We start from the raw sequence: 19020 nt of genomic DNA, 5'->3' as shown, positions 1-19020 counted from the left end.
GGCCGTTGATCGGGAAGGGCACCATCCGCACCCCCATCGCTACTGCTCCGTGTCGTCCACCGCGCCAGGGGCCAGGGCCGGGGACGGGAAGACGTGGCGGGCCTCGCCGCCGTCCCACCACACGCCGATCGCGAAGACCGCCGCCGCCTCCAGCAGTCCGGCACGCGCCAGGCCGCCGCAAGGCACGGCCGTGCAGCCCATGGACCCGACCAGCCCGGCGACCAGTTCGGCCGCCGTCGCGTCGTCCGCGCAGTACGGGACGGCCAGCGGCACACCGCCCTCGAAGGCGGGGCGCGGGAGCGTCCAGATGCTCTCGTGGCAGAAGCCGAACACCTTCGCCACCCGCGCCTCCGGCGCAACCACCGCGAGCCGGGCCGGGACCGAGTCACCGGCCCCCGCCGTCGTCAGCACCGGCCCACCCTCGCCGGCCGCGCCCGGCGCCATCGGGACGGTGCAGTCGAGCAGAACCCGCCCCGCCAACTCCCCGGCCAGCGGCCCGACCACCGCCACCGCCTGCTCGGCGGGCAGCGCGACCAGCACCGCCTCCCCGAACCGCGCCGCCTCCGCCAATCCCCCGCTCCCTGCGGCCCCCAGCTCACCCGCGAGCTTCGCCGCCGCCCACGAGTCCCGCCCGCCGACCATCACTTCGTGCCCGGCCCGCACCCAGGACCCGCCCAGCGCCGCCGCCATCGCACCCGTACCCAGAATCCCGATCCGCATGATGCGTCCCCCCGTTCCATGTCGTGTCGTCCGGCGCAACCGCCGTGCCCCGAACGCTAGACAGTCCGTTGCACACCATCCGGTAGGCATCGACCGGGCAGGATGTCCCCATGGCGGAACCCGTGGACGCGACCGACGCACACCTGCCCGAGCTGGGCGGCGACGACTTCGCCGCGGACTGCCGCGCCCGGGTCGCCTTCGAGGTGCTGGCCAACCGCTGGGACAGCGTGGTGGTCTACATCCTCGGCGAGAACGGCCCGCTGCGCCCGCGTGCGATGCTCGACCGGATCGGCGGCATCAGCCCGAAGGTGCTGAACGAGGCGCTGCGCCGGCTGGAGTACAACGGCCTGGTCGAACGCCACCGCTACGCCGAGAGCCCGCCCCGCGTCGACTACACCCTCACCGAAGCCGGCGCCGCCCTCCTCCCCCCGATCCGCGCCCTCGGCGCCTGGTCCGCCACCTACGCGGACGCCGTCCTCACCGCCCAGGACCGCTTCACCACCGACCCCAGCTGACGCTCGCACCCCAACCACCCCAGGCCCGCACACGAGTACGGGCTGCTGCTCCAGGCCTACGGGCACCTGTTCCGGGACACCCTGGGTGTCATCGGCGCCTGAGCCCGGAGTGCCCCGTGCCCGCGGAGCCTCAGGCCTGCCAGTGCGGCTTCCCGCTGACCATCCGACAGTAGATCACCCGGCCGCCGGCCTCGTGGGTGCTCTTGCCCAGGTCCGCGGTGCGGCAGAACTGCCCGGCCTCGTAGCAGTTGCCCGCGGCCGAGCGGATGTCGCACCCGGCGCCGGCCGCCGCCGGAGGCTCCGGGTCGGTCGGCGGCTGGGCGGTGGTCACCTTCGGCTGCGGCGCCTTGGTGACGGGTGGCTGCGCGGGGGCGCTCGGCTGGGCCGGAGGCGCGACGGGCGGGGGCGTGGCCACCGGCGCCGCGGGCGTCGGCTGGGCCGGCGGGCTGCTGACCGGGGCAGGGGCCGGGGCGGCGGGTGCCGCCGGCGGGGTGGTCACCGCGGTCGTGGTGGTGGCGACGGTCGGCGTGGCCGAGGCCGTGGCACCGCCGTCGGCCGCCGACGGGTCGCACCCGGTCAGTGCCAGACCGACGGTGAGGACGAGTCCGGCGAATCCGGCCAGGCCGGCCCGACGGCGACCGGCTATCCGTGAAGGCATGGGAGGAGAACGCTCCGTTCCGTATGGATGAGTCGTGCGATTCAAGCAGGAACCGCACACGCACCGTCCACCGAACCCCCACTCGTTGGCAGATCGAGACCTTCCGGCCACCGGCCGGGCGCAACGGCCGAAACACAGCAGCCGAAGACAGCGGCCGGACAACCCGGCCGAGCGCGGCGGCCGCCCGGCCGGCCCCGCCGATCGACCGTCAGCGCAGCCCCGCCGTCCGGCGCTCGAACACCTCGGGGCGGGCGGTCTCCAGAGCCGTGGAGACCGCGCCGAGGAGCACGGCCTCCTCCCCCAGCAGGCTCGGCGCGAGCGTCGGGCGCATCGGGGCGAGCCGGTGCAGGGCCTGCTCCAGCGGTTCCAGGAGCAGGTCGGCGCTGCTGCCGATCCCGCCGCCCAGCACCACCAGGTCCGGGTCCAGGACGGCCGACAGCACGGCCACCGCGTAGGCGAGCCGCTCGGCCTCCCGCTCCACCGCCCGGACCGCCGCGGGCTCCCCGGCCCGGGCCCGCTCGAACACCTGCTTCGCCGTCAGCTGCCGCGTCGCGGACTCCCCGTCCAGCCCGAAGTCCCGGGCGGCACGCACCACGGCGTCCGCGGCGGCGTCCTGCTCGATGGTCGCGCCCGGCTCGCCGGGCCGCCCGGGCAGCGGGACCAGGCCGATCTCGCCCAGCGCGCCGTGCGCGCCGAGCAGCAGCTCGCCGTCCTTCACCACACCCAGCCCGAGGCCGGTGCCGACCAGCAGGTACGCGAACATCCGGCTGCCCCGGCCGGCACCCAGGGTGTACTCGCCGAGCGCGGCCAGGTTGGCGTCGTTGGCCACCGAGACGGCCGTTCCCAGGCCCTCCCCTATCCGGTCGAACAGTCCCGGCCTGCCCCAGCCGGGCAGACTGCTGGCGTAGCGCACCCCGCGCCGCTGCTCGTCCCACACCCCCGGGGTGCCGATCACCGCGTGCACGATGTCCCCGGCGGCCAGGCCCGCCTCGGCGATCGCCTCGTGCGCGGCGGCGACCACGGCGTGCGCGACGGCGTTCGCCGAGCGGCCCCGGTTGGCGACGTCCCGGCGGGCGATCACCGTCCCGGCCAGGTCGGCCACCGCCACCCGCAGCCGGGCCCGGCCGATGTCCACGCCGAGCACGTGCCCGGCCGTCGGGTCGACCTCGTACAGCACGGCGGTGCGGCCCCGCTCGGGGGCCAGTCGCCCGGCCTCCCGGACCAGGCCCGCCCGCTCCAGCTCGGCCAGGGCGGCCGAGACCGTCGGCTTGGACAGCCCGGTGTCCCGGGCCAGCTGGGCGCGCGAGGATCCGCCGCCCGTGCGCAGCAGCTCCAGCAGGAGCCACTCGTTGTTGCTGCGCAGCCGCTGCCGGTTCCACGGCACCCCGGGGGCCCCGGCCGCCGGGCGACTGGTCGGCTGGTGGGGGCTCATCGGGTTCCTCCGGTCTGGGTGCTCGGGCACGGGCCGGGTCGGTACGGCCGGGTGGGCCCGGCCCGGCCCGCGGCGTCCGGGGTCGGGCGCCGCCGCCCAAGTATGACCGGTGATCATCCGGCGTTCGCCTGCCGTATCCGTACGGCGGCGCGGATGTCCGCGCGGTCGGCCCCGCAGCCGTCCGGGCCGTCCGGGTGTTCCGTTACAGCACCGTCTCCGGCCGGTCAACGTTTCACCCACCTGTGGGCGTGCCGCGCGCGGGCGCGTGATCATGGGCGTATGCACTTCCGGCACGGCAACCGAGCAGAGGGTCCGCGGCCCGCGACACCGGACACCCGGTCCCTGGCGGCGACCGCGGCGGCCCTCGCCGCCCGGCTCGGCGCGATCACCGGCGGTGACAGCGGCAGTGACAGCGGCGGTGACACCGGCGGCGACGATCCGGAGCGGCTTCGCGAGGTCCTGGCCGCCGCCCCCGTCGGTGTCGCGCTGCTCGACGAGCGCCTGCGCTGGCAGTACCTGAACGCCGCGTTCACCACCGCCACCGGGCTGCGCCGCGCGGACCTGCTCGGCCGGGCCGCCGGGACCACCGCCTTCGCCGGGGCCCTCGGCATCCTGCGCCGGGTGCTCGCCGACGGGCTCGCCCGCGAGCACGCCACCGGAGGCCCGGACGGCGCGGGCGCCCCCGTGCCGCCCGGCCTGCGGGTGCGCTACCGGGCACTGCGGCGCTCCGGGCGGACCACCGGGGTGGTCGTCGTCGTCCTGGACGACCCCGACCCCGCCCGCGACCAACTCCGCGAGCTGGAACGCGCCAGGGCCCGGCTCGCCCTGCTGGACGCCGCCACCGAACGGATCGGCACCACCCTCGACATCGCCACCACCGGCGCCGAGCTCGCCGCGTTCGCCGTGCCCCGGCTCGCCGAACTCGCCGTCGTGGACCTGCTGCCGCCCGAGGCCGAACCCGCCCGGGCCGGCCACGGCGCGCCCCAGCGGCTGCGCCGCGCCGGCGCCCGGTCCGTGCCCGCGCTGGCCGCCGCCCTCGCCGAGCTGCCCCGGTCCGGAGAATCGATCCGCCACCGGGAGGGCTCGGCCGCCGCCCGCAGCCTGGCCGGCGGTGTCGCCGTGCTCACCGAGCCCGGCCCCGAGGACGGCTGTCCGGCGGGGACGGCCTCGCTGCTGGTCCTGCCGCTGGCCGCCCGGGGCCGCCTGATCGGGCTGCTCACCCTCGGCCGCACCGCCTCCGGCCCGGCCTTCACCCCCGACGAGGCCGCCCTGCTCGGCGACCTCGCCGCCCGCTCCGCCACCGCCCTCGACAACGCCCGGCGCTTCGCCCGCTCCCAGGAGATCGCCCTCGAACTCCAGCGGGCGCTGCTGAGCGAACCCGGCAACCCGCACCAGAACCTCGTCCTCGCCTCCCGCTACCTGCCCTCCGGGAGCGCGTCGGTGGTCGGCGGCGACTGGTTCGAGACGGTCCGGCTGCCGTTCGGGCGCACCCTGCTCGCCATGGGCGACGTCATGGGGCACGGCGTCGAGGCCGCCGTCGACATGAGCCACTACCGCTCGGCACTGCGCGACCTCGCCGGGATGGACCTGCCCCCGCACCGGATCCTGCGTCAGCTCGACAACATCATCTCCGCCGACGACTCCGCCCGTCCGGCCACCTGCCTCCTGGCCCTCGCCGACCCGGGCCGCGGCCGCTGGACCCTCTCCAGCGCGGGCCACCTGCCGCCCGCCCTGATCACCCCCGGCCGGCCGACCGAGCTGCTGCGCGTCCCCACCGGCCCGCCGCTCGGCACCGGTCTCGGCGGCTACGAGCAGACCGCCCACCCGCTCCTGCCGGAGCAGGCCCTGCTGCTCTACACCGACGGCCTGGTCGAGCGCCGGGGCGAGGACATCGACGTCTCGCTGGAGCGGCTGGCGGCGCTGCGGCTGCCCGCCGCCGGAGACCTCGACGACCTGCTCGACGCCGTCCTGCGCTCCCTCGCCCCGCCACCGGCCCCGGCCGCCGAGGACGACATCGCGCTCCTGGTGGCCCGGCCCCGGCAGCGCTGACCGACCGGGCGGCCCCGGCAGCGCCGACGGACCCACCCGCGCCGGCGGCCGCACCGCTCGGGCTCACACCTTCGCCAGCGCCCGCGCGACGTCCGCCCAGATGTCCTCCGGGTGCTCGATGCCCACCGACAGCCGCACCGTCCCCGGCCCGATGCCCGCCGCCGCGAGTTCCTCGTCCGACAGCTGCCGGTGGGAGGTGCTGGCCGGGTGGATCACCAGGGTGTGCACGTCGCCCAGGGACGGTGCCAGCGAGGCGAGCCGGACGGACTCGGTGAACGTGCCGGCCGCCTTCCGGCCCCCGGCCAGGTCGAAGGCCAGGACGCCGCCGTGGCCGTCGGGCAGCAGCCGTCGGGCGAGGTCGTGGTCGGGGTGGGTGGGCAGGCCCGGGTAGTGGACGGCGGTGACCGCGGGGTGGGCGGCGAGCCGGCCGGCCAGGTCGAGCGCGGTCTCGCACTGGCGGCGGACCCGCAGGGCGAGGGTCTGCATGCCGCGCAGGGTCAGCCAGGCGGCGAACGGGTCGGCGGAGGCGCCGAGTTCGAGCGAGCGCCGCCAGACCCGCCGGTGCAGCTCCGGGTCGGCGAAGACGGCGACTCCGCCGAGCACGTCGGAGTGCCCGCCCAGGTACTTGGTCACGGAGTGGATCACGATGTCCGCGCCGTGTTCGATCGGGCGGCACAGCAGCGGGGTCGCGAAGGTGTTGTCCACGACGCTCACCACCCCGGCCCGCCGGGCGGCGGCGATCAGCCCGGGCAGGTCGGTGACCCGGGTGGTGGGGTTGGAGACGGTCTCCAGGAGCAGCACCCGGGTGCGGGGCCGCAGCGCGGCCGTCACCCCGGCGGGGTCGTCGCCGCTCACGTGGTCGACCTCGACGCCCCAACGCTCGGTGAGGTCGGTCAGCGCGCCGACGGTGCCGCCGTAGAGGCTGCGCTGGGCGATCACGTGGTCGCCGGCGCGCAGTAGGGAGAGCAGCGCGGTGTTGATCGCGCCCATGCCGGAGGCGGTGGCGAGGGCGCCGGTGCCGCCCTCCAGTCCGGCGACGGCCTGCTCCAGCGAGCGGACGGTGGGGTTGCCGAAGCGGTTGTAGAGGAAGGCACCGCCCGGTCCGTCGTGGGCCCCGGCGAGTGCGTCGCCGGTGTCGAAGGCGAACAGGTGGCCCTGGTGCAGCGGGACGCCGAGCGGACGGCTGCCGGTGACGTCGGCGAGCGGCGGGTGGACGACCCGGCTCTCGGGGCGCAGCCCTTCGGGGCTCTCCTGGGTGTGGAAGTCGCTCATGGCGCCCATCCTCGGGGGGCCCCGGCACCCCGGCCAGGGCCAATCGGCGTCAAGTGGCCCGCCCCGGGCGGTCGTTCCGGCTCCACCGCCCGGCTGGCGGCGGCGAACGCCCGGGTCGCGGCCGTGCGCGCTGCGCGGTGCGCTCGGCCAGCAAACGACCGGTGCACAGCGGTGCACGGCCGGTGCTGGCGGCGCGCGGCTACTTGCGGCGGCTGAAGATCCGCTTGGCGGCGTAGACGATCCCGACGATCAGCAGGACGGCGAGCAGGATGAGCAGGATGACCACGACCAGCAGGAACTTGCCCAGCTTGGCGAAGAAGCCCTTTTTCTTCTTCTCGTCCTTGGCCGCGAGGTGCGCGACATCGGCGGCGGAGGAGGTGGCGGAGGTGGCGGCCGTGGCGGCGATCGCGGAGGCGGCGCGCGCCTCCGTGCCGATCTGCGCGCCGCCGTCCGCGGCGGCACCCGCGGGGGCTCCCGGATGCGCGGCGGCGGCCGCGACGGTTCGGGGTGCGGCCACCGCCGCCGCGCCCGATGCCGCCGCGGTGAGGCCGGCGGCGGCCAGCAGGGCCACCAGGGCGCCGGCTATCGAACGTGCTATCCGATCAGTCATCGTGCTCCTCGTACGGGTCCGGAGCAGCGCGGAACAGCCGCTCTGACCAATTTCTCATGGTCTGACCAGCTGGTTTTCCCATCCGCGCCTAGTATGCTCCACTGAAGTTCTACAGCGGTGTAAAAGTTTAGCGACGGGTCACGCCCGGATCGGCTCCGGCCCCGGGCCACGCGAACCCGCCGCTTTTCGACGGGGGCTCGCGTGGCAACTGTGGAGGATGACGACGTGTCTGGCCGAAAGGGTTCCCCCGAAGCCGAGAATTCGCCGCACCGTGCGGGCGGACGCCGGGCCACCGGCCGGAGAACCGGCCAGAAGAACGACCGGAACCCGGACAGTGCGAGCATATCGGACGGCCGTTCAGCGGCCCGGGCGCGCAAGAAGCCCAAGCGCAGCACCAAGGAGAAGGTGCTCTGGGCGACCGCCGGCTGCACCGCGCTCGCCGTCCTCGGCGGCGCCGGCCTCTACTACCGGCTGAACAGCAACATCAACACCTTCGACGGCGACGCCCTCAGCAAGGACCGCCCGGAGGCCGCGACCCCGGACGCCCAGGGCCGCACCCCGGTCAACGTGCTGATGATCGGCTCGGACAGCCGCGGCAACGGCAACAGCGACCTGGGCGGCGGCGGGGACGGCGGCGCCCGCTCGGACACCGCGATCCTGCTGCACGTCTACGCCGACCACAAGCACGCCGTCGGCATCTCCATCCCCCGCGACTCCCTGGTCACCATCCCGCCGTGCAAGCTCCCCAACGGCAAGTGGACCAAGGAGCAGACCAATGTGATGTTCAACAGCGCCTTCTCGGTCGGCGACAGCGACCAGGGCAACCCGGCCTGCACCCAGAACGCCGTCGAGAAGCTGACCAACCTGCGCGTCGACCACACCATCGTGGTCGACTTCAACGGCTTCGCCGCGATGACCAAGGCGGTCGGCGGCGTCGAGGTCTGCCTGCCGAACGACATCCACGAGGGGGACCTCAACCCCAACCTCGGCCACAAGGGGAAGCTGCTCTTCCCCAAGGGCAAACAGAAGGTCGAGGGCCAGGCCGCGCTGGACTACGTCCGGGTCCGGCACGGCATCGGCGACGGCTCCGACATCGGCCGCACCAAGCGCCAGCAGGCCTTCATGTCCTCCCTCATCAAGGAGGTCAAGTCCCGCGGCATGGACCCGACCACGCTGCTGCCGCTGGCCGACGCGGCCACCAGGTCACTGACCGTCGACCCCGGCCTCGGCTCGGCCGCCAAGCTGCTCTCCTTCGCCATGGAACTCAAGGACGTGAACCTGCACGACATCAAGTTCCTCACCGTGCCCTGGCGCTACGAGGGCCCGAGGGTCGCCCTGGTGCACCCCGACGTGGACCAGCTGTGGGCCGCGCTCAAGGCCGACCGCACCATCGACGGCCAGGACGCGAGCGCCCCGGCCGACGCCGCCACCCCCTCCGCCCCTCCCGCCGCCGAGGCCGCGCCCGCGCCGGCCCCGGCCCCGGACGCCAAGGCCGCCGAGGTGAAGGTCTCCGTGCTCAACAGCACCGGCGAGTCCGGGCTCGGCGGCCGGGCCGCGGAGACCGTCAAGGGCGCCGGCTACACCGTCGCCGGCGTCGGCAACGCGGTCGGCAAGCCGCGCAGCACCACCGTCGTCGAGTACGGCACCGGCGAGCGCACCGCCGCCGAGGCGGTCGCCAAGCTGTTCCCCGGCGCGACCGTGCAGCCCGGCGGCCGGGGCGTCAGCGTCGTCCTCGGCCACGACTTCGCCGCCGCCAACCCGGCCGGCCCCGCCACCGCGGCCCCCGGCGGCGCCCCCACCGCCCCGGCCCCGCTGCCCACCAGCGTCAGCGGCGCCGCCCGCTCGGCCGACGACGATCCCTGCGCCAACCTCTCGTACGGCTGAGCCGGTCCGTCCCGCGCACACGACGGCGGGGCGCCTCCGGACCGTCGCTCCGGGGGCGCCCCGCCGTCCTGCGGACGAGGTGTCAGCGTCTCGTCCCGCAGGACGGACAGAACGCGGCGCCGTCCGGGACGTCCTTGTGGCAGCTCGTGCACTGGACGGGCTGCGCCAGTCGGAAGCCGCATCCGGGGCAGAACGGCGTGCCGTGGGTCTCGGTGTGGCACTGCGGGCAGACCAGCTGACGCGGCGCGTTGACGTCGAACTCGGCCCCGGACTGCTGACCGGACTTGTACGCGCGCTCGGTGACCGTGTCGTTGAGGCCGCGGTGCTGTGCCGCCACCGCCTCGGCCGCGGTGTCCGGGGCGCAGGTGTGGCACAGGCCCTGGGCCGGGTCGAAGCAGCGGCCGCAGACGTAATGGGTGCACCGGGCGCAGCGGTTGAAGTGGGACTGGGCGTTGGTGATGGCCCGTTGGAAGGCCTCGTCCCGCGAGGTGCCCCAGGTCTGGCCGGCCAGACCGTCGGCGGCGTTGCTGATGGTGTTGGCGTTGCCGCCGATGAGGTTCCAGGCCGCGCTGACGCCCTTGCCTATCCAGCCCGCCACCTGACCGGTCCGGAACGGCTCGAACGCCGAACGCCAGGTGTCCGAACAGCGGTAGCAGGAGAACTCGAACTGGAAACCCGCGCCGGTGCCGTGCTGCTCGCACAGGTCGCGGTAGTTGCTGCTGAAGTAGATCTCCGACGTCACATCGTCCCCGGTCGCTAAATGGCCTGTCAGCGGTCGATCCCAGGGACGACGGGGCCCGCCGAACGGTTCCACCGGGAACGTCCGACCGGCCTGCTCAGAGCCCGGACACCGGCAGCAGCAGCACCCGCGCCGGGTCGAACGGCTGCCAGAGCGCGGGCTGTCCGCCGCGGCCGATGCGCAGCCGGCACCAGCGCTGCCCGGCCGCGTCCTGCCACCACGCGCTGATCCGGCCGAGCGCCCAGCCGCCGTCCCCGAGGTCAACCTCGACCGGCTGGTAGACCCAGCGGACGTCCCGGGCCGCCGCTTCCGGTCCTGTCTGATCCGTTCCCGCCGGCTCCGGCCCCGCCGGACCTCCGGCGTCCCCGGGGCTGCACTGATTCTCCATCACGGCTCCGCCTCCCGACCCGGACCCGGCCGCCGGGCGCCCCGCTCGGGGCGGCCGACGGCCGGGCGTTCAGCTCACCTCCTGAACTCTACAGGCGTGTAGATGTCAGTGGGAGGAGTTCCGTCGAGGCCGATCGAACCCGATCGAAGCCGGTCGGCCGGGTTCCGGGAGGGCGAGCCGGCCTCAGCGGTCCTTCCGCGCCGAGCGCCGCCGCTGCCACAGGGCGAGCGGCACGACGCCGGCCAGTGCGGCGGCCTCCGGCGCCGGCGGCGCCTCGAACGGCGCGCCGGCCGCGCCCGCCGCCCCGGCCGGCACCTTGTCGAAGGTGTCCGGGACCGGCAGCGTGGACCAGTCGGACAACGGCCAGGCGACCACGAACGCCCGGCCGACCACGTTGTCCACCGGCACGAAGCCGTCGCCGGTCTCGTTGTGGTGCCACCGGGAGTCCCGCGAGTTGTTGCGGTGGTCGCCCATCACCCACAGCTTGTCCTTGGGCACGGTGACGGTGCCGACCGGGTCGTTGTCGCAGGGCGTCGCACCCGGGAACAGGTACGGCTCGTCCAGCGCGACGCCGTTCACCCTCAGCGGCGAGCCCGCCTCGCACTCGACGGTGTCACCGCCGACCGCGATCACCCGCTTGATCAGGTCCTTCTCGTCCGCCGAGGGCATCAGGCCGACGGTGCTGAGCGCCTTCTGGACGGTCCCCATCACGGAGTCGCCCGAGGCCGTCGGCGTGCCCTCCAGCCAGCCGCCCGGATCGCGGAACACCACCACCTCGCCGCGCTCGGGCTTGGCGCCGAACCACGGGGTGAACTTGTCGACCAGCACCCGGTCGCCGATCGCGAGGGTCTGCTCCATCGAGCCGGAGGGGATGGAGAAGGCCTGCACGAAGAAGGTCTTGATCCCGAGCGAGAGCAGCAGCGCGACCACCAGCAGGATCGGCAGCTCCTGCCAGAACGGGCGCTTCTTCCGGGGGCGCTCGGCCTCCTCGTCGGCCGTCCCGGGAGCGTCGGCCTCCCCGGGAGCGACGGTCGTCCCGGGGGCACCGCCCTCCCCGGGAGCGGCTTTCCCGGGAGCACCCGCGCTCCCGGGTGCACCGATCCCGCCGGGAGCACCGGCGCCCGCGCCCGCACCCTCCGCCACCGCGCTGCCCGCACCCGGCTCCGCCCGGCCGTACCCGGCCTCCGCACGCTCCCCGGCTCCGCCGCTCTCGCCGGACTCCGCGCTCTGCTGCACAGTCATTTCCTCGGCCCCTCCCGATGGCCTGGCGGGAGCCGGTAGGAAGACCCCCTGTCAGGAACGAACCTACCGAACAGAGGTTCCCGGGCGCGCCCTGACGTGGATGCGCTCCCCCTGCGGCCCGAACAGGCTGAGGAACTCCACCGGCTGCTGCCCCGCGTTGCCGAAGGCGTGCGGGGTGCGGGTGTCGAACTCGGCGGCCTCACCCGCCGTCAGCACCAGGTCGTGGGTGCCGAGGACCAGCCGCAGCCGTCCGGACAGCACGTACAGCCACTCGTACCCCTCGTGGACCTTCAGCTCCAGCTCGGGTCCGGCGTTCCGGCCCGGCGGCACGATGTGCTTGTAGGCGTGCAGGCCGCCCAGGTGGCGGGTGAGCGGGACGATGGTCTGGCCGTTCCTGGTCACCGGGCGCGGGTGGATCCGCGGGTCGCCGGTGGCCGGGGCGCCGACCAGTTCGTCCAGCGGCACCCGGTACTCCCGGGCCAGCGGCAGCAGCAGCTCCAGCGTCGGCTTGCGCTGCCCGGACTCCAGCCGGGACAGCGTGCTGAGCGAGATGCCGGTGACGGCGGCCAGTTTGGCGAGCGTGGTGCCGCGCTCCCGCCGCAGCGCCCGCAGCCGCGGGCCCACCGTGGTGAGGACGTTCTCGAAGTCTTCGTCGGCCATGCCTGCCATTTGCCGGTACGGCAATGCCCCTTGTCAATCCGGCACACGGGTGAGGCCCCGCCGCCACCCACGCGGGCCACACTCCGGGCGCTCGCCCACGGCTCCGGCCTATCCTCCCGCCATGCGCATCCTCCTCACCCGGGACAGCGTCGCGGCCGGCGACGACGCCGACGCCCCGCACGCCGAGACCCTCAGCCTCCCCGACCACCTCGACACCCCGGCGGCGCTCACCGCCCTCGGCCTCCCCCGGCCCCGGCTCCCGCTGATCGGCGGCGGCCGCGCCACCTGGGTGGTCCGCACCGCCGACGGCACCCCGCTGGCCGTCCTCGCACAGCAGTGGCCGCAGCCCCACCCGCTCCCGGCCGGCGCCGGCCCGCTCGACCGCCTGGCCGGAACGGACGGCACCGTCCGGCTGCACGTCGAGTACCGGCGCCAACTGGACCCGGAAGCCGAGTACGAGCGACTGCTGCCCGGCTGATGCCTAGGTTCTGCCGTGGCCCCAGAGGAGGAAGCCGTGCACGTGCACCCACCGCGCGATCGGGTCGAACCAGTCCGTGAAGGCGAACAGCAGCAGGCTCACCGCCCCGCCCAGCAGCAACCCCATCACCACGGCCGCCGTCATCATCCCCGCGATCGCCCGCATCCGGACCCCCTCCCCGCTCCCGGGGAAGGGTCCCCCTCCGATCCCGGGTCGGCACCGAACGTCCTTGGAACGAGGCCGAGTCGTCACCGTCCGGTGAGGAAAGCGGAGTGCGGGGCCGACGCGCAGAAGCGGCCCCGGGCCCCGGGGGCGCGGGGCCCGGGTCAGCGGGGCCCGGGTCAGCGGGGCCCGGGTCAGCGGAGCCCGGATCAGCGGGGCCCGGGGCTCCGGCCTACAGCCAGTCCCGCTTCTTGAACACCAGGTACAGTCCGGTGCACACCAGCGCCATCAGCCCGATCGCGAACGGGTAGCCGAAGACCCACTTGAGCTCCGGCATCGTCTCGAAGTTCATCCCGTACACCGTGCCGATCAGTGTCGGCGCGAAAAGGATGGCCGCCCAGGAGGAGATCTTCTTGATCTCGTCGTTCTGCGCGTGCCCCGCCTCGGCGAGCTGCTTCATCTCCTCGTTCTGCCGCTGCGAGACCAGTGTCGCGTTGACGGTCAGGATGTTCTGGAGCATCTGCCGGAAGCCGTCCACCCGCTCGGCGGCGTAGGTGGCGTGGTCGGCGACGTCGCGCAGGTAGCGCTGGAGCTCCTCGTCGGTGCCGTACTTGCCGAAGCCCGCCTCCAGGCTCTTCATGATCTCCAGCAGCGGGCGGGTGGCCCGCTGGAACTCGATCACCTCGCGGGAGAGCTCGTAGATGCGGCGGGAGACCTGCGGGTCGCCGCCGAACACCTCGGTCTCGATCTCGTCGATGTCGTGCTGGAGGCCGGCGATCACCGGCGCGTAGCCGTCGACCACGGCGTCCAGCACCGCGTACAGCACCGCTTCCGGGCCGAGCGCCAGCAGCTCCGGGTCGGCCTCCAGCCGGCGGCGCACCGCCGACAGGTCCGGGGCCTGGGAATGCCGGACGGTGAGCACGAAGTCGGGGCCGACGAAGAGGTGGATCTCGCCGAAGTCGACCTCCTCCGCCTCGTCCAGGTAACGGGCGGCGCGCAGCACCACGAACAGGGTGTCGCCGTAGCGCTCCAGCTTCGGCCGCTGATGGGCGACGATGGCGTCCTCGACGGCCAGCTCGTGCAGGTCGAACCGGTCGGCGGCCTCCAGCAGTTGTGCCTCGGCGGGGCGGAAGAGCCCGATCCAGGCCATCGTGCCGGGCCGGTCGGGCAGCGTGCGGTAGATGTCGGCGAGGTCGGTGGGCGCGTCCGTCCGGCGGCCGTCCCGGTAGACGGCCGCGTCCACCACGGAGCGTTCCAGCGTCACCGGCTCGACGGGCTGGTCGGGCCGGGGGTCCATCGAGTGCTCGGGCGCGGGCTGGGTGTCCGTGGGCCGGACGACGGAACGGGAGAACGGACGCTTGCTCGCGCGCACGGCGCGCACACGCCAGTCGGACATGGCGGGACCTCCACGGTGGATGCCCGGCCGCCGCAAGGGGACACGGCGGACCGGAGGCGCCCGGCCGGCCGCCACGCGCACGGCGCGACCGGCGGCGCCTCGCCGGGAGGACGAGGTCAGTGCCGCGCGGGAGCCGTACGGGAGGAGGTGTGCCGGGGGCCGCGAGTGGTGCGGGACAACCGGGGGCGGGGCCGACTTCGACCCGTACTACTGCACTCCACGGCCCTCACCTCCTCGCCTCCGCGCGCCTGCGCACCGGGAGGGGCGCCAGCACAATCCCGTCGAGTCTAGTACCCGCACGACCCGGGCCCCGACCGGGGCTACGGCCGGGGTCACAGTCGGGGTTACGGCCGGGGCCCGCCGTGGCCCGTGCCCCCGGACCGTGTCCGCCGCCCGCGCATGCCGCCCCCGCGCACGCCCCATGCACGCCCCGCGGACCGTCCGGTGCCGCCGTGCGCCGTCAACGGCCCCGCCGGGCAGGGCTGTTCGTCGGCAGCGAAGTGATCACGGGGAGGCGAGCACGCCACTACGCTACGTGTCATGACTTCTTCGGACAGGGCCCCGGGGCGGGGTACGGCAGTGGTGATCGGCGGCGGGCTCGCGGGAATGGCGGCCGCGTGGGCGCTGCGCGGATTCGCCGAGCGGATCGTGGTGGTGGAGCGGGACCGGTACCCGGCGGGGGCGGAGTTCCGGGCGGGGGTGCCGCAGGGCCGGCACGCGCACCTGGTGCTGGAGGCCGGGCACCGGCTGCTGGAGGAGATGATGCCCGGCATCAAGCAGGAGCTGGTGGCCGCGGGCGCGCAGCGGGTCGCCGCCTCGGACGTCAAGTGGCTCTGCTCCGCCGGGTGGCTGGCCGAGTACCCGGCGCAGGTGAGCTTCCTCTCCTGCACCCGGTCGCTGCTGGACTCGTTCGTGCTGGACCGGGTCCGCGCCCATCCCGCGATCGAGTTCCTGGAGGGCACGGACGCGGTCGGACTGCTCGGCACGGCGACCGCGGTGACCGGGGTGAAGGTCCGCGAGCGCGGCCAGGAGCGCGGCGAAGTCCGGGAGATACCCGCCGAGTTGGTGGTGGACGCGACGGGCCGCTCGACCTCGGTGCCGAAGTGGCTCGCCGAGCTGGGCTGCCCGCCGGTGCCCGAGGAGCGGGTGGACGCGGGCGTCGCGTACGTCTCCCGGATGTTCCACCGCCCGGACGGGTCCGAGACCGTCGGCCGGGCGGCCTACCTCCAGACCAAGGCGCCGGACGCGCAGCGCATGGGCGTGCTGCTGCCGGTCGAGGGCGACCGCTGGATCGTCAGCCTCGCCGGGATGCGCGGCGCCGAGCCGGCGGCCGGCGAGGAGGGCTTCACCGAGCACCTGCGCCTGCTGCGCGACCCGCTCCTGCACGAGATGCTGCGGGACGCCGAACCCGCGGGCGAGGTCCGCGGCTTCCACCCCGGCCCGGGCGTGCGCCGGCACTACGAGCGCAGCTGCCCGGACGGGCTGGTGGTGGTCGGCGACGCCGCGAGCACCTTCAACCCGGTGTACGGGCAGGGCGTCACCGTCGCGCTGTTCTGCGCCCGGGAGCTCCGCCGCACCGCGAAGCGGCACGGCGGCATCGGACACGCCACCGCCCGGGCCGCGCGGCGCGCCGTCGCCGTGGCGTCCAAGATCCCCTGGGTGATCTCCTGCGCCGAGGACGCCCGTTTCCCCGCCACCACCGGCGCGCCCTCGGGCGCCCTGATCGGGCTCCAGCACAGCTTCTTCGACAAGGTGCTGGCGGCCAGCACCTTGGACACGGCGGTCACCGCGGTGTTCCACGAGGTGATGTCGCTGGTGGCGCCCCCGTCGGCGCTGTTCCGGCCGTCGGTGCTCGCGGCGGTCCTGCGGGCCTGAGGCAGGCACCGGAGCCTTCCGGGCACCGGCGGGGTGTTCCGGGCACCGGAGCCTTCCGGGCGCCACCAGGGCGTTCCGGGCACCGGCGGGATGCCCCCGGCGCTACTCGCCGAGGTGCGCGGCGACGTACGGCAGTGCCACCTGCTCCAGGCCGCGCCGGCCGAAGGCGGGGTGGACGTTGACCTCGAAGACCACGCCGCCGCTCTCGGCGGCGAGGTCCACCCCGGCGAGGTCGAGACCCGTGGAGGCGGCCGCCGCGATGGCCGACTCCGCGAGTCCGTCCGGCAGTTCGGTGTAGTCGAGCAGCGTGGAGACGGCCCCCCGGCTCTCGCTGCAGGGCGCGTCCGGGTCCGCCTGGACGTGCTCGACGACCCGGACCACGCGCCCCTGCAGCACCACCACCCGGTACTGGTGGCGGCGCCCGTCCGGGAGGACGTTCCGGGCGTCGCGGGCTATCAGCCAGTCCGCGCCCGCCCGGGCGTAGTGCCGCAAGGCGGCGTCGAGCTGCGCGCGGGTGGTGAGGTGGAAGACGTCGTCGCCGCCCATCCCGATGCAGGGCCTGGCCCAGACGTCGCCGCCGAGTGCCGCGAAGGCGTCGGTGGCGGCCTCCGGGCTCGGCCTGGAGAGCGCGATGCTCGGCATGTGCGGCACGCCGTCCCGGACGAAGCTCGCGACCGTGGCGTCCTTCTCGGTGGCCGCCCGCCACGCCTCGGCGTCGGTACCGAGCGAGCGGGCGCCGAAGCCGCGCAGCCGCCGTTGGCAGCCCTCGAACGCGCGGCGCCGGTGCGGCGGGATCTCGTAGACGATCACCGTGTCGGCGGTCACCGCCCGGCCGCCCGCCTCCAGCCGGATTCCGCCCGCGTCGTCGCTCTCGATCAGACCGCTGCCGCCGGTCATGAAGTGCCGGGCGTCCAGCTGGACGGGTTCCCGGCCGGTCAGCGTCCGCGCGGCGGCGGCGAGCACCTGCCGGCTGCCTTCGGTCGAGCTGTGGTCGGTCAGGAGTACGAGATCGCGTCGGCCCATGCGGACATGCAAGCGATTGCGCCGCGACCATGACAAGGAGGCCCCGCGCGCCATCCGCCTCCGGCATGGCCGAAAACCGGTCCGCCCCGGGCGGACCGGCCGGCCCTCCGGGCCCCGCCGCGGCCGACCACCCCGCGCCGCCCCGTTAATTCGGATGCGTCCGGTCCACCCCTCCCGCTACCGTGGCCCCATGTCCACGCCCCGAATTTCCTAGCCGACGGACCGCTTCCACGCCACCCGTCTGTTCGCTAGCCTTTTCGGAGCGTCATCCCGTGATCACCACCCGTGGTGTCGACGTGCGCGTCGCCGCCCGTCTCCTGCTGTCCGACGTCACCCTGCACATCGCCCCCGGCGACCGGATCGGCCTGGTCGGCCGCAACGGTGCCGGCAAGACCACGCTGCTCGCCACCCTGGCCGGGCAGCTGGCACCCGCCGCCGGCACCGTCACCCGAACCGGAGCCGTCGGCTACCTCCCGCAGGACTCCCGCGCCGCCGACCCGTCGGTCACCGTCACCGACCGCATCCTGTCCGCCCGCGGCCTGGACACCGCCGTCCGCGTGCTGCGCGCCGCCGAGGCGGCGATGGCCCACGCCGGGTCACCGGCCGAGGAACGCCGGGCGATGGACGCGTACGTCCGGGCCGAGGCCGGGTTCCAGTCCCGCGGCGGCTACGCCGCCGAGGCCGAGGCGGCCCGGGTCGCGGCCGGGCTCGGCCTGCCCACCCACCTGATGGGCTCGCCCGTCGGCACGCTCTCCGGCGGCCAGCGCCGCCGGGTCGAGCTGGCCCGCATCCTGTTCGCCGACCACGGCACCCTGCTGCTGGACGAGCCGACCAACCACCTGGACGCCGACGCCGTCGCCTGGCTGCGCGGCTTCCTCGCCACCCACCAGGGCGGGCTGGTACTGATCAGCCACGACCTGCGGCTGCTCGCGGAGACCGTCAACCGGGTCTTCCACCTGGATCCCCAGCGCGCCACGATCGACATCCACAACACCGGCTGGGAGACCTATCTGACCCAGCGCGCCGCCGACGAGCGCCGTCGCACCCGGGAGCGGGCCAACGCCGAACGCAAGGCCGCCTCCCTGCACGTGCAGGCCGACCGGATGCGGGCCAACGTCGCCACCGCGACCACCGCCCGCAGCATGGCCCGCCGGGCCGACCGGATGCTCGCCGAACTCGAACCCGTCCGGCAGGCCGAGCGCACCGCCCGGATCCGGCTGCCCGAGCCCGCCCCGTGCGGCCGGATGCCGCTCGGGGCGATCAGCCTCGCCAAGTCCTACGGCGGCCGGCCGGTGCTGACCGGACTGGACCTGGCCGTGGACCGCGGCAGCCGGCTGGTCGTGCTCGGCCCGAACGGGGCCGGAAAGACCACCCTGCTGCGCATCCTGGCCGGCCGGGAGACACCGGACTCCGGCCGCGTCGTCCCCGGCTCCGGTCTGCGACTCGGCTACTTCGCCCAGGAGCACGACACCCTCGACCCGGCACTCAGCGTGCACGGCAACCTCGCCGCGGCCGCGCCCGGCCTGACCGACGGCGAACTGCGGCACGTGCTCGGCGCGTTCCTCTTCCGGGGAGACGACGCCGACAAGCCGGCCCGGGTGCTGTCCGGCGGTGAGAGGACCCGGCTCGCCCTGGCCGCCCTGGTGCACTCCGGCGCCAACGTCCTGCTGCTGGACGAGCCGACCAACAACCTCGACCCGGCCTCCCGCACGGAGGTCCTGACGGCGGTGGGCAGCTACCCGGGCGCGATCGTGATGGTCACCCACGACCCCGGCGCCATCGAGGCCCTCCGGCCCGACCGCGTGCTGCTCCTGCCGGACGGCGACGAGGACCTCTGGCACGACGCGTACCTGGACCTGGTCGCACAGTCCTGAGCTTCGACGCCGGCCCGCCGGGCCGCTGCCCGGTGGGCCGGCG

Annotated in this window: 18 protein-coding genes; 6 read left to right on the top strand and 12 right to left on the bottom strand. The window is 74.9% G+C overall.

Annotation, left to right across the window (positions count from 1 at the left end; all coding sequences use genetic code 11):
• Positions 1–39: 39 nt before the first annotated feature.
• Complete coding sequence (locus ACFVVA_RS10050; protein WP_387687671.1) at positions 40–720, bottom strand: NADPH-dependent F420 reductase; 681 nt, start codon at positions 718–720, stop codon at positions 40–42.
• Between the two features lie 110 nt (positions 721–830).
• Here ACFVVA_RS10050 and ACFVVA_RS10045 point away from each other — a divergent pair, with 110 nt between their 5' ends.
• Positions 831–1235 (top strand): winged helix-turn-helix transcriptional regulator, encoded by a 405-nt coding sequence (locus tag ACFVVA_RS10045; RefSeq protein WP_387687669.1) that lies wholly within the window; start codon positions 831–833, stop codon positions 1233–1235.
• Positions 1236–1365: 130 nt separating this feature from the next.
• Here ACFVVA_RS10045 and ACFVVA_RS10040 read toward each other — a convergent pair whose 3' ends face one another.
• On the bottom strand, positions 1366–1893 hold the full coding sequence (locus tag ACFVVA_RS10040) for a hypothetical protein (protein WP_387687667.1): 528 nt from the start codon (positions 1891–1893) through the stop codon (positions 1366–1368).
• Between the two features lie 208 nt (positions 1894–2101).
• Positions 2102–3325: an ROK family protein gene (locus tag ACFVVA_RS10035; RefSeq protein WP_387687665.1), complete on the bottom strand. Its 1224-nt coding sequence runs from the start codon at positions 3323–3325 to the stop codon at positions 2102–2104.
• A 279-nt stretch (positions 3326–3604) separates the two neighbouring features.
• Between ACFVVA_RS10035 and ACFVVA_RS10030 the strand changes: the two genes are divergently transcribed.
• Complete coding sequence (locus tag ACFVVA_RS10030; protein ID WP_387687663.1) at positions 3605–5374, top strand: SpoIIE family protein phosphatase; 1770 nt, start codon at positions 3605–3607, stop codon at positions 5372–5374.
• Between the two features lie 63 nt (positions 5375–5437).
• Here ACFVVA_RS10030 and ACFVVA_RS10025 read toward each other — a convergent pair whose 3' ends face one another.
• Entirely contained in the window at positions 5438–6646 is a 1209-nt protein-coding gene (locus ACFVVA_RS10025; RefSeq protein ID WP_387687661.1) for a trans-sulfuration enzyme family protein, read from the bottom strand.
• Positions 6647–6845: 199 nt separating this feature from the next.
• On the bottom strand, positions 6846–7256 hold the full coding sequence (locus ACFVVA_RS10020; RefSeq protein WP_387687659.1) for a hypothetical protein: 411 nt from the start codon (positions 7254–7256) through the stop codon (positions 6846–6848).
• Positions 7257–7481: 225 nt separating this feature from the next.
• On the opposite strand from ACFVVA_RS10020, the gene ACFVVA_RS10015 reads away from it, so the two are divergent.
• On the top strand, positions 7482–9140 hold the full coding sequence (locus tag ACFVVA_RS10015; protein WP_387687657.1) for an LCP family protein: 1659 nt from the start codon (positions 7482–7484) through the stop codon (positions 9138–9140).
• 82 nt (positions 9141–9222) lie between these two features.
• On the opposite strand, the gene ACFVVA_RS10010 is transcribed toward ACFVVA_RS10015, so the two are convergent.
• The 4 genes from ACFVVA_RS10010 to ACFVVA_RS09995 all read right to left on the bottom strand — a co-directional run bounded on the left by ACFVVA_RS10010 (position 9223) and on the right by ACFVVA_RS09995 (position 12169).
• Entirely contained in the window at positions 9223–9882 is a 660-nt protein-coding gene (locus tag ACFVVA_RS10010) for a zinc ribbon domain-containing protein (protein WP_359900736.1), read from the bottom strand.
• Between the two features lie 94 nt (positions 9883–9976).
• Positions 9977–10270, bottom strand: coding sequence for a hypothetical protein (locus ACFVVA_RS10005; RefSeq protein ID WP_387687655.1), 294 nt, complete (start codon positions 10268–10270; stop codon positions 9977–9979).
• Between the two features lie 180 nt (positions 10271–10450).
• Entirely contained in the window at positions 10451–11509 is a 1059-nt protein-coding gene (gene lepB, locus ACFVVA_RS10000; protein WP_387687652.1) for a signal peptidase I, read from the bottom strand.
• A 63-nt stretch (positions 11510–11572) separates the two neighbouring features.
• Positions 11573–12169, bottom strand: coding sequence for an XRE family transcriptional regulator (locus ACFVVA_RS09995; protein ID WP_359900727.1), 597 nt, complete (start codon positions 12167–12169; stop codon positions 11573–11575).
• A 121-nt stretch (positions 12170–12290) separates the two neighbouring features.
• Between ACFVVA_RS09995 and ACFVVA_RS09990 the strand changes: the two genes are divergently transcribed.
• Positions 12291–12647 (top strand): hypothetical protein, encoded by a 357-nt coding sequence (locus ACFVVA_RS09990; protein ID WP_387687649.1) that lies wholly within the window; start codon positions 12291–12293, stop codon positions 12645–12647.
• A 3-nt stretch (positions 12648–12650) separates the two neighbouring features.
• Here ACFVVA_RS09990 and ACFVVA_RS09985 read toward each other — a convergent pair whose 3' ends face one another.
• The gene (locus tag ACFVVA_RS09985; RefSeq protein WP_387687647.1) at positions 12651–12812 is read right to left on the bottom strand and encodes a hypothetical protein; all 162 of its coding nucleotides are present in this window, start codon (positions 12810–12812) and stop codon (positions 12651–12653) included.
• Between the two features lie 229 nt (positions 12813–13041).
• The gene (locus ACFVVA_RS09980; RefSeq protein WP_387687645.1) at positions 13042–14205 is read right to left on the bottom strand and encodes a magnesium and cobalt transport protein CorA; all 1164 of its coding nucleotides are present in this window, start codon (positions 14203–14205) and stop codon (positions 13042–13044) included.
• Between the two features lie 540 nt (positions 14206–14745).
• Here ACFVVA_RS09980 and ACFVVA_RS09975 point away from each other — a divergent pair.
• Positions 14746–16080, top strand: a complete 1335-nt coding sequence (locus ACFVVA_RS09975) for an NAD(P)/FAD-dependent oxidoreductase (protein WP_387687643.1) — start codon at positions 14746–14748, stop codon at positions 16078–16080.
• A 102-nt stretch (positions 16081–16182) separates the two neighbouring features.
• On the opposite strand, the gene ACFVVA_RS09970 is transcribed toward ACFVVA_RS09975, so the two are convergent.
• On the bottom strand, positions 16183–17103 hold the full coding sequence (locus tag ACFVVA_RS09970) for a RimK family alpha-L-glutamate ligase (protein WP_387687640.1): 921 nt from the start codon (positions 17101–17103) through the stop codon (positions 16183–16185).
• A gap of 272 nt (positions 17104–17375) precedes the next feature.
• Between ACFVVA_RS09970 and ACFVVA_RS09965 the strand changes: the two genes are divergently transcribed.
• On the top strand, positions 17376–18977 hold the full coding sequence (locus ACFVVA_RS09965; protein ID WP_387687637.1) for an ABC-F family ATP-binding cassette domain-containing protein: 1602 nt from the start codon (positions 17376–17378) through the stop codon (positions 18975–18977).
• The last annotated feature ends 43 nt before the right edge of the window (positions 18978–19020 follow it).

Source organism: Kitasatospora sp. NPDC058048 (genome assembly GCF_042885555.1).
GTDB lineage: Bacteria > Actinomycetota > Actinomycetes > Streptomycetales > Streptomycetaceae > Kitasatospora > Kitasatospora lactacystinica.
The sequence above is the reverse complement of the archived record's forward strand: the minus strand, read 5'-3'. Positions and strand labels throughout refer to the sequence as shown.

What these genes read in the sequence shown, in the direction of transcription:
- ACFVVA_RS10050 (WP_387687671.1), bottom strand. Translation starts at nt 720, where the DNA reads ATGCGGATCGGGATTCTGGGTACGGGTGCGATGGCGGCGGCGCTGGGC.
- ACFVVA_RS10045 (WP_387687669.1), top strand. Translation starts at nt 831, where the DNA reads ATGGCGGAACCCGTGGACGCGACCGACGCACACCTGCCCGAGCTGGGC.
- ACFVVA_RS10040 (WP_387687667.1), bottom strand. Translation starts at nt 1,893, where the DNA reads ATGCCTTCACGGATAGCCGGTCGCCGTCGGGCCGGCCTGGCCGGATTC.
- ACFVVA_RS10035 (WP_387687665.1), bottom strand. Translation starts at nt 3,325, where the DNA reads ATGAGCCCCCACCAGCCGACCAGTCGCCCGGCGGCCGGGGCCCCCGGG.
- ACFVVA_RS10030 (WP_387687663.1), top strand. Translation starts at nt 3,605, where the DNA reads ATGCACTTCCGGCACGGCAACCGAGCAGAGGGTCCGCGGCCCGCGACA.
- ACFVVA_RS10025 (WP_387687661.1), bottom strand. Translation starts at nt 6,646, where the DNA reads ATGAGCGACTTCCACACCCAGGAGAGCCCCGAAGGGCTGCGCCCCGAG.
- ACFVVA_RS10020 (WP_387687659.1), bottom strand. Translation starts at nt 7,256, where the DNA reads ATGACTGATCGGATAGCACGTTCGATAGCCGGCGCCCTGGTGGCCCTG.
- lepB (WP_387687652.1), bottom strand. Translation starts at nt 11,509, where the DNA reads ATGACTGTGCAGCAGAGCGCGGAGTCCGGCGAGAGCGGCGGAGCCGGG.
- ACFVVA_RS09995 (WP_359900727.1), bottom strand. Translation starts at nt 12,169, where the DNA reads ATGGCCGACGAAGACTTCGAGAACGTCCTCACCACGGTGGGCCCGCGG.
- ACFVVA_RS09990 (WP_387687649.1), top strand. Translation starts at nt 12,291, where the DNA reads ATGCGCATCCTCCTCACCCGGGACAGCGTCGCGGCCGGCGACGACGCC.
- ACFVVA_RS09985 (WP_387687647.1), bottom strand. Translation starts at nt 12,812, where the DNA reads ATGCGGGCGATCGCGGGGATGATGACGGCGGCCGTGGTGATGGGGTTG.
- ACFVVA_RS09980 (WP_387687645.1), bottom strand. Translation starts at nt 14,205, where the DNA reads ATGTCCGACTGGCGTGTGCGCGCCGTGCGCGCGAGCAAGCGTCCGTTC.
- ACFVVA_RS09975 (WP_387687643.1), top strand. Translation starts at nt 14,746, where the DNA reads ATGACTTCTTCGGACAGGGCCCCGGGGCGGGGTACGGCAGTGGTGATC.
- ACFVVA_RS09970 (WP_387687640.1), bottom strand. Translation starts at nt 17,103, where the DNA reads ATGGGCCGACGCGATCTCGTACTCCTGACCGACCACAGCTCGACCGAA.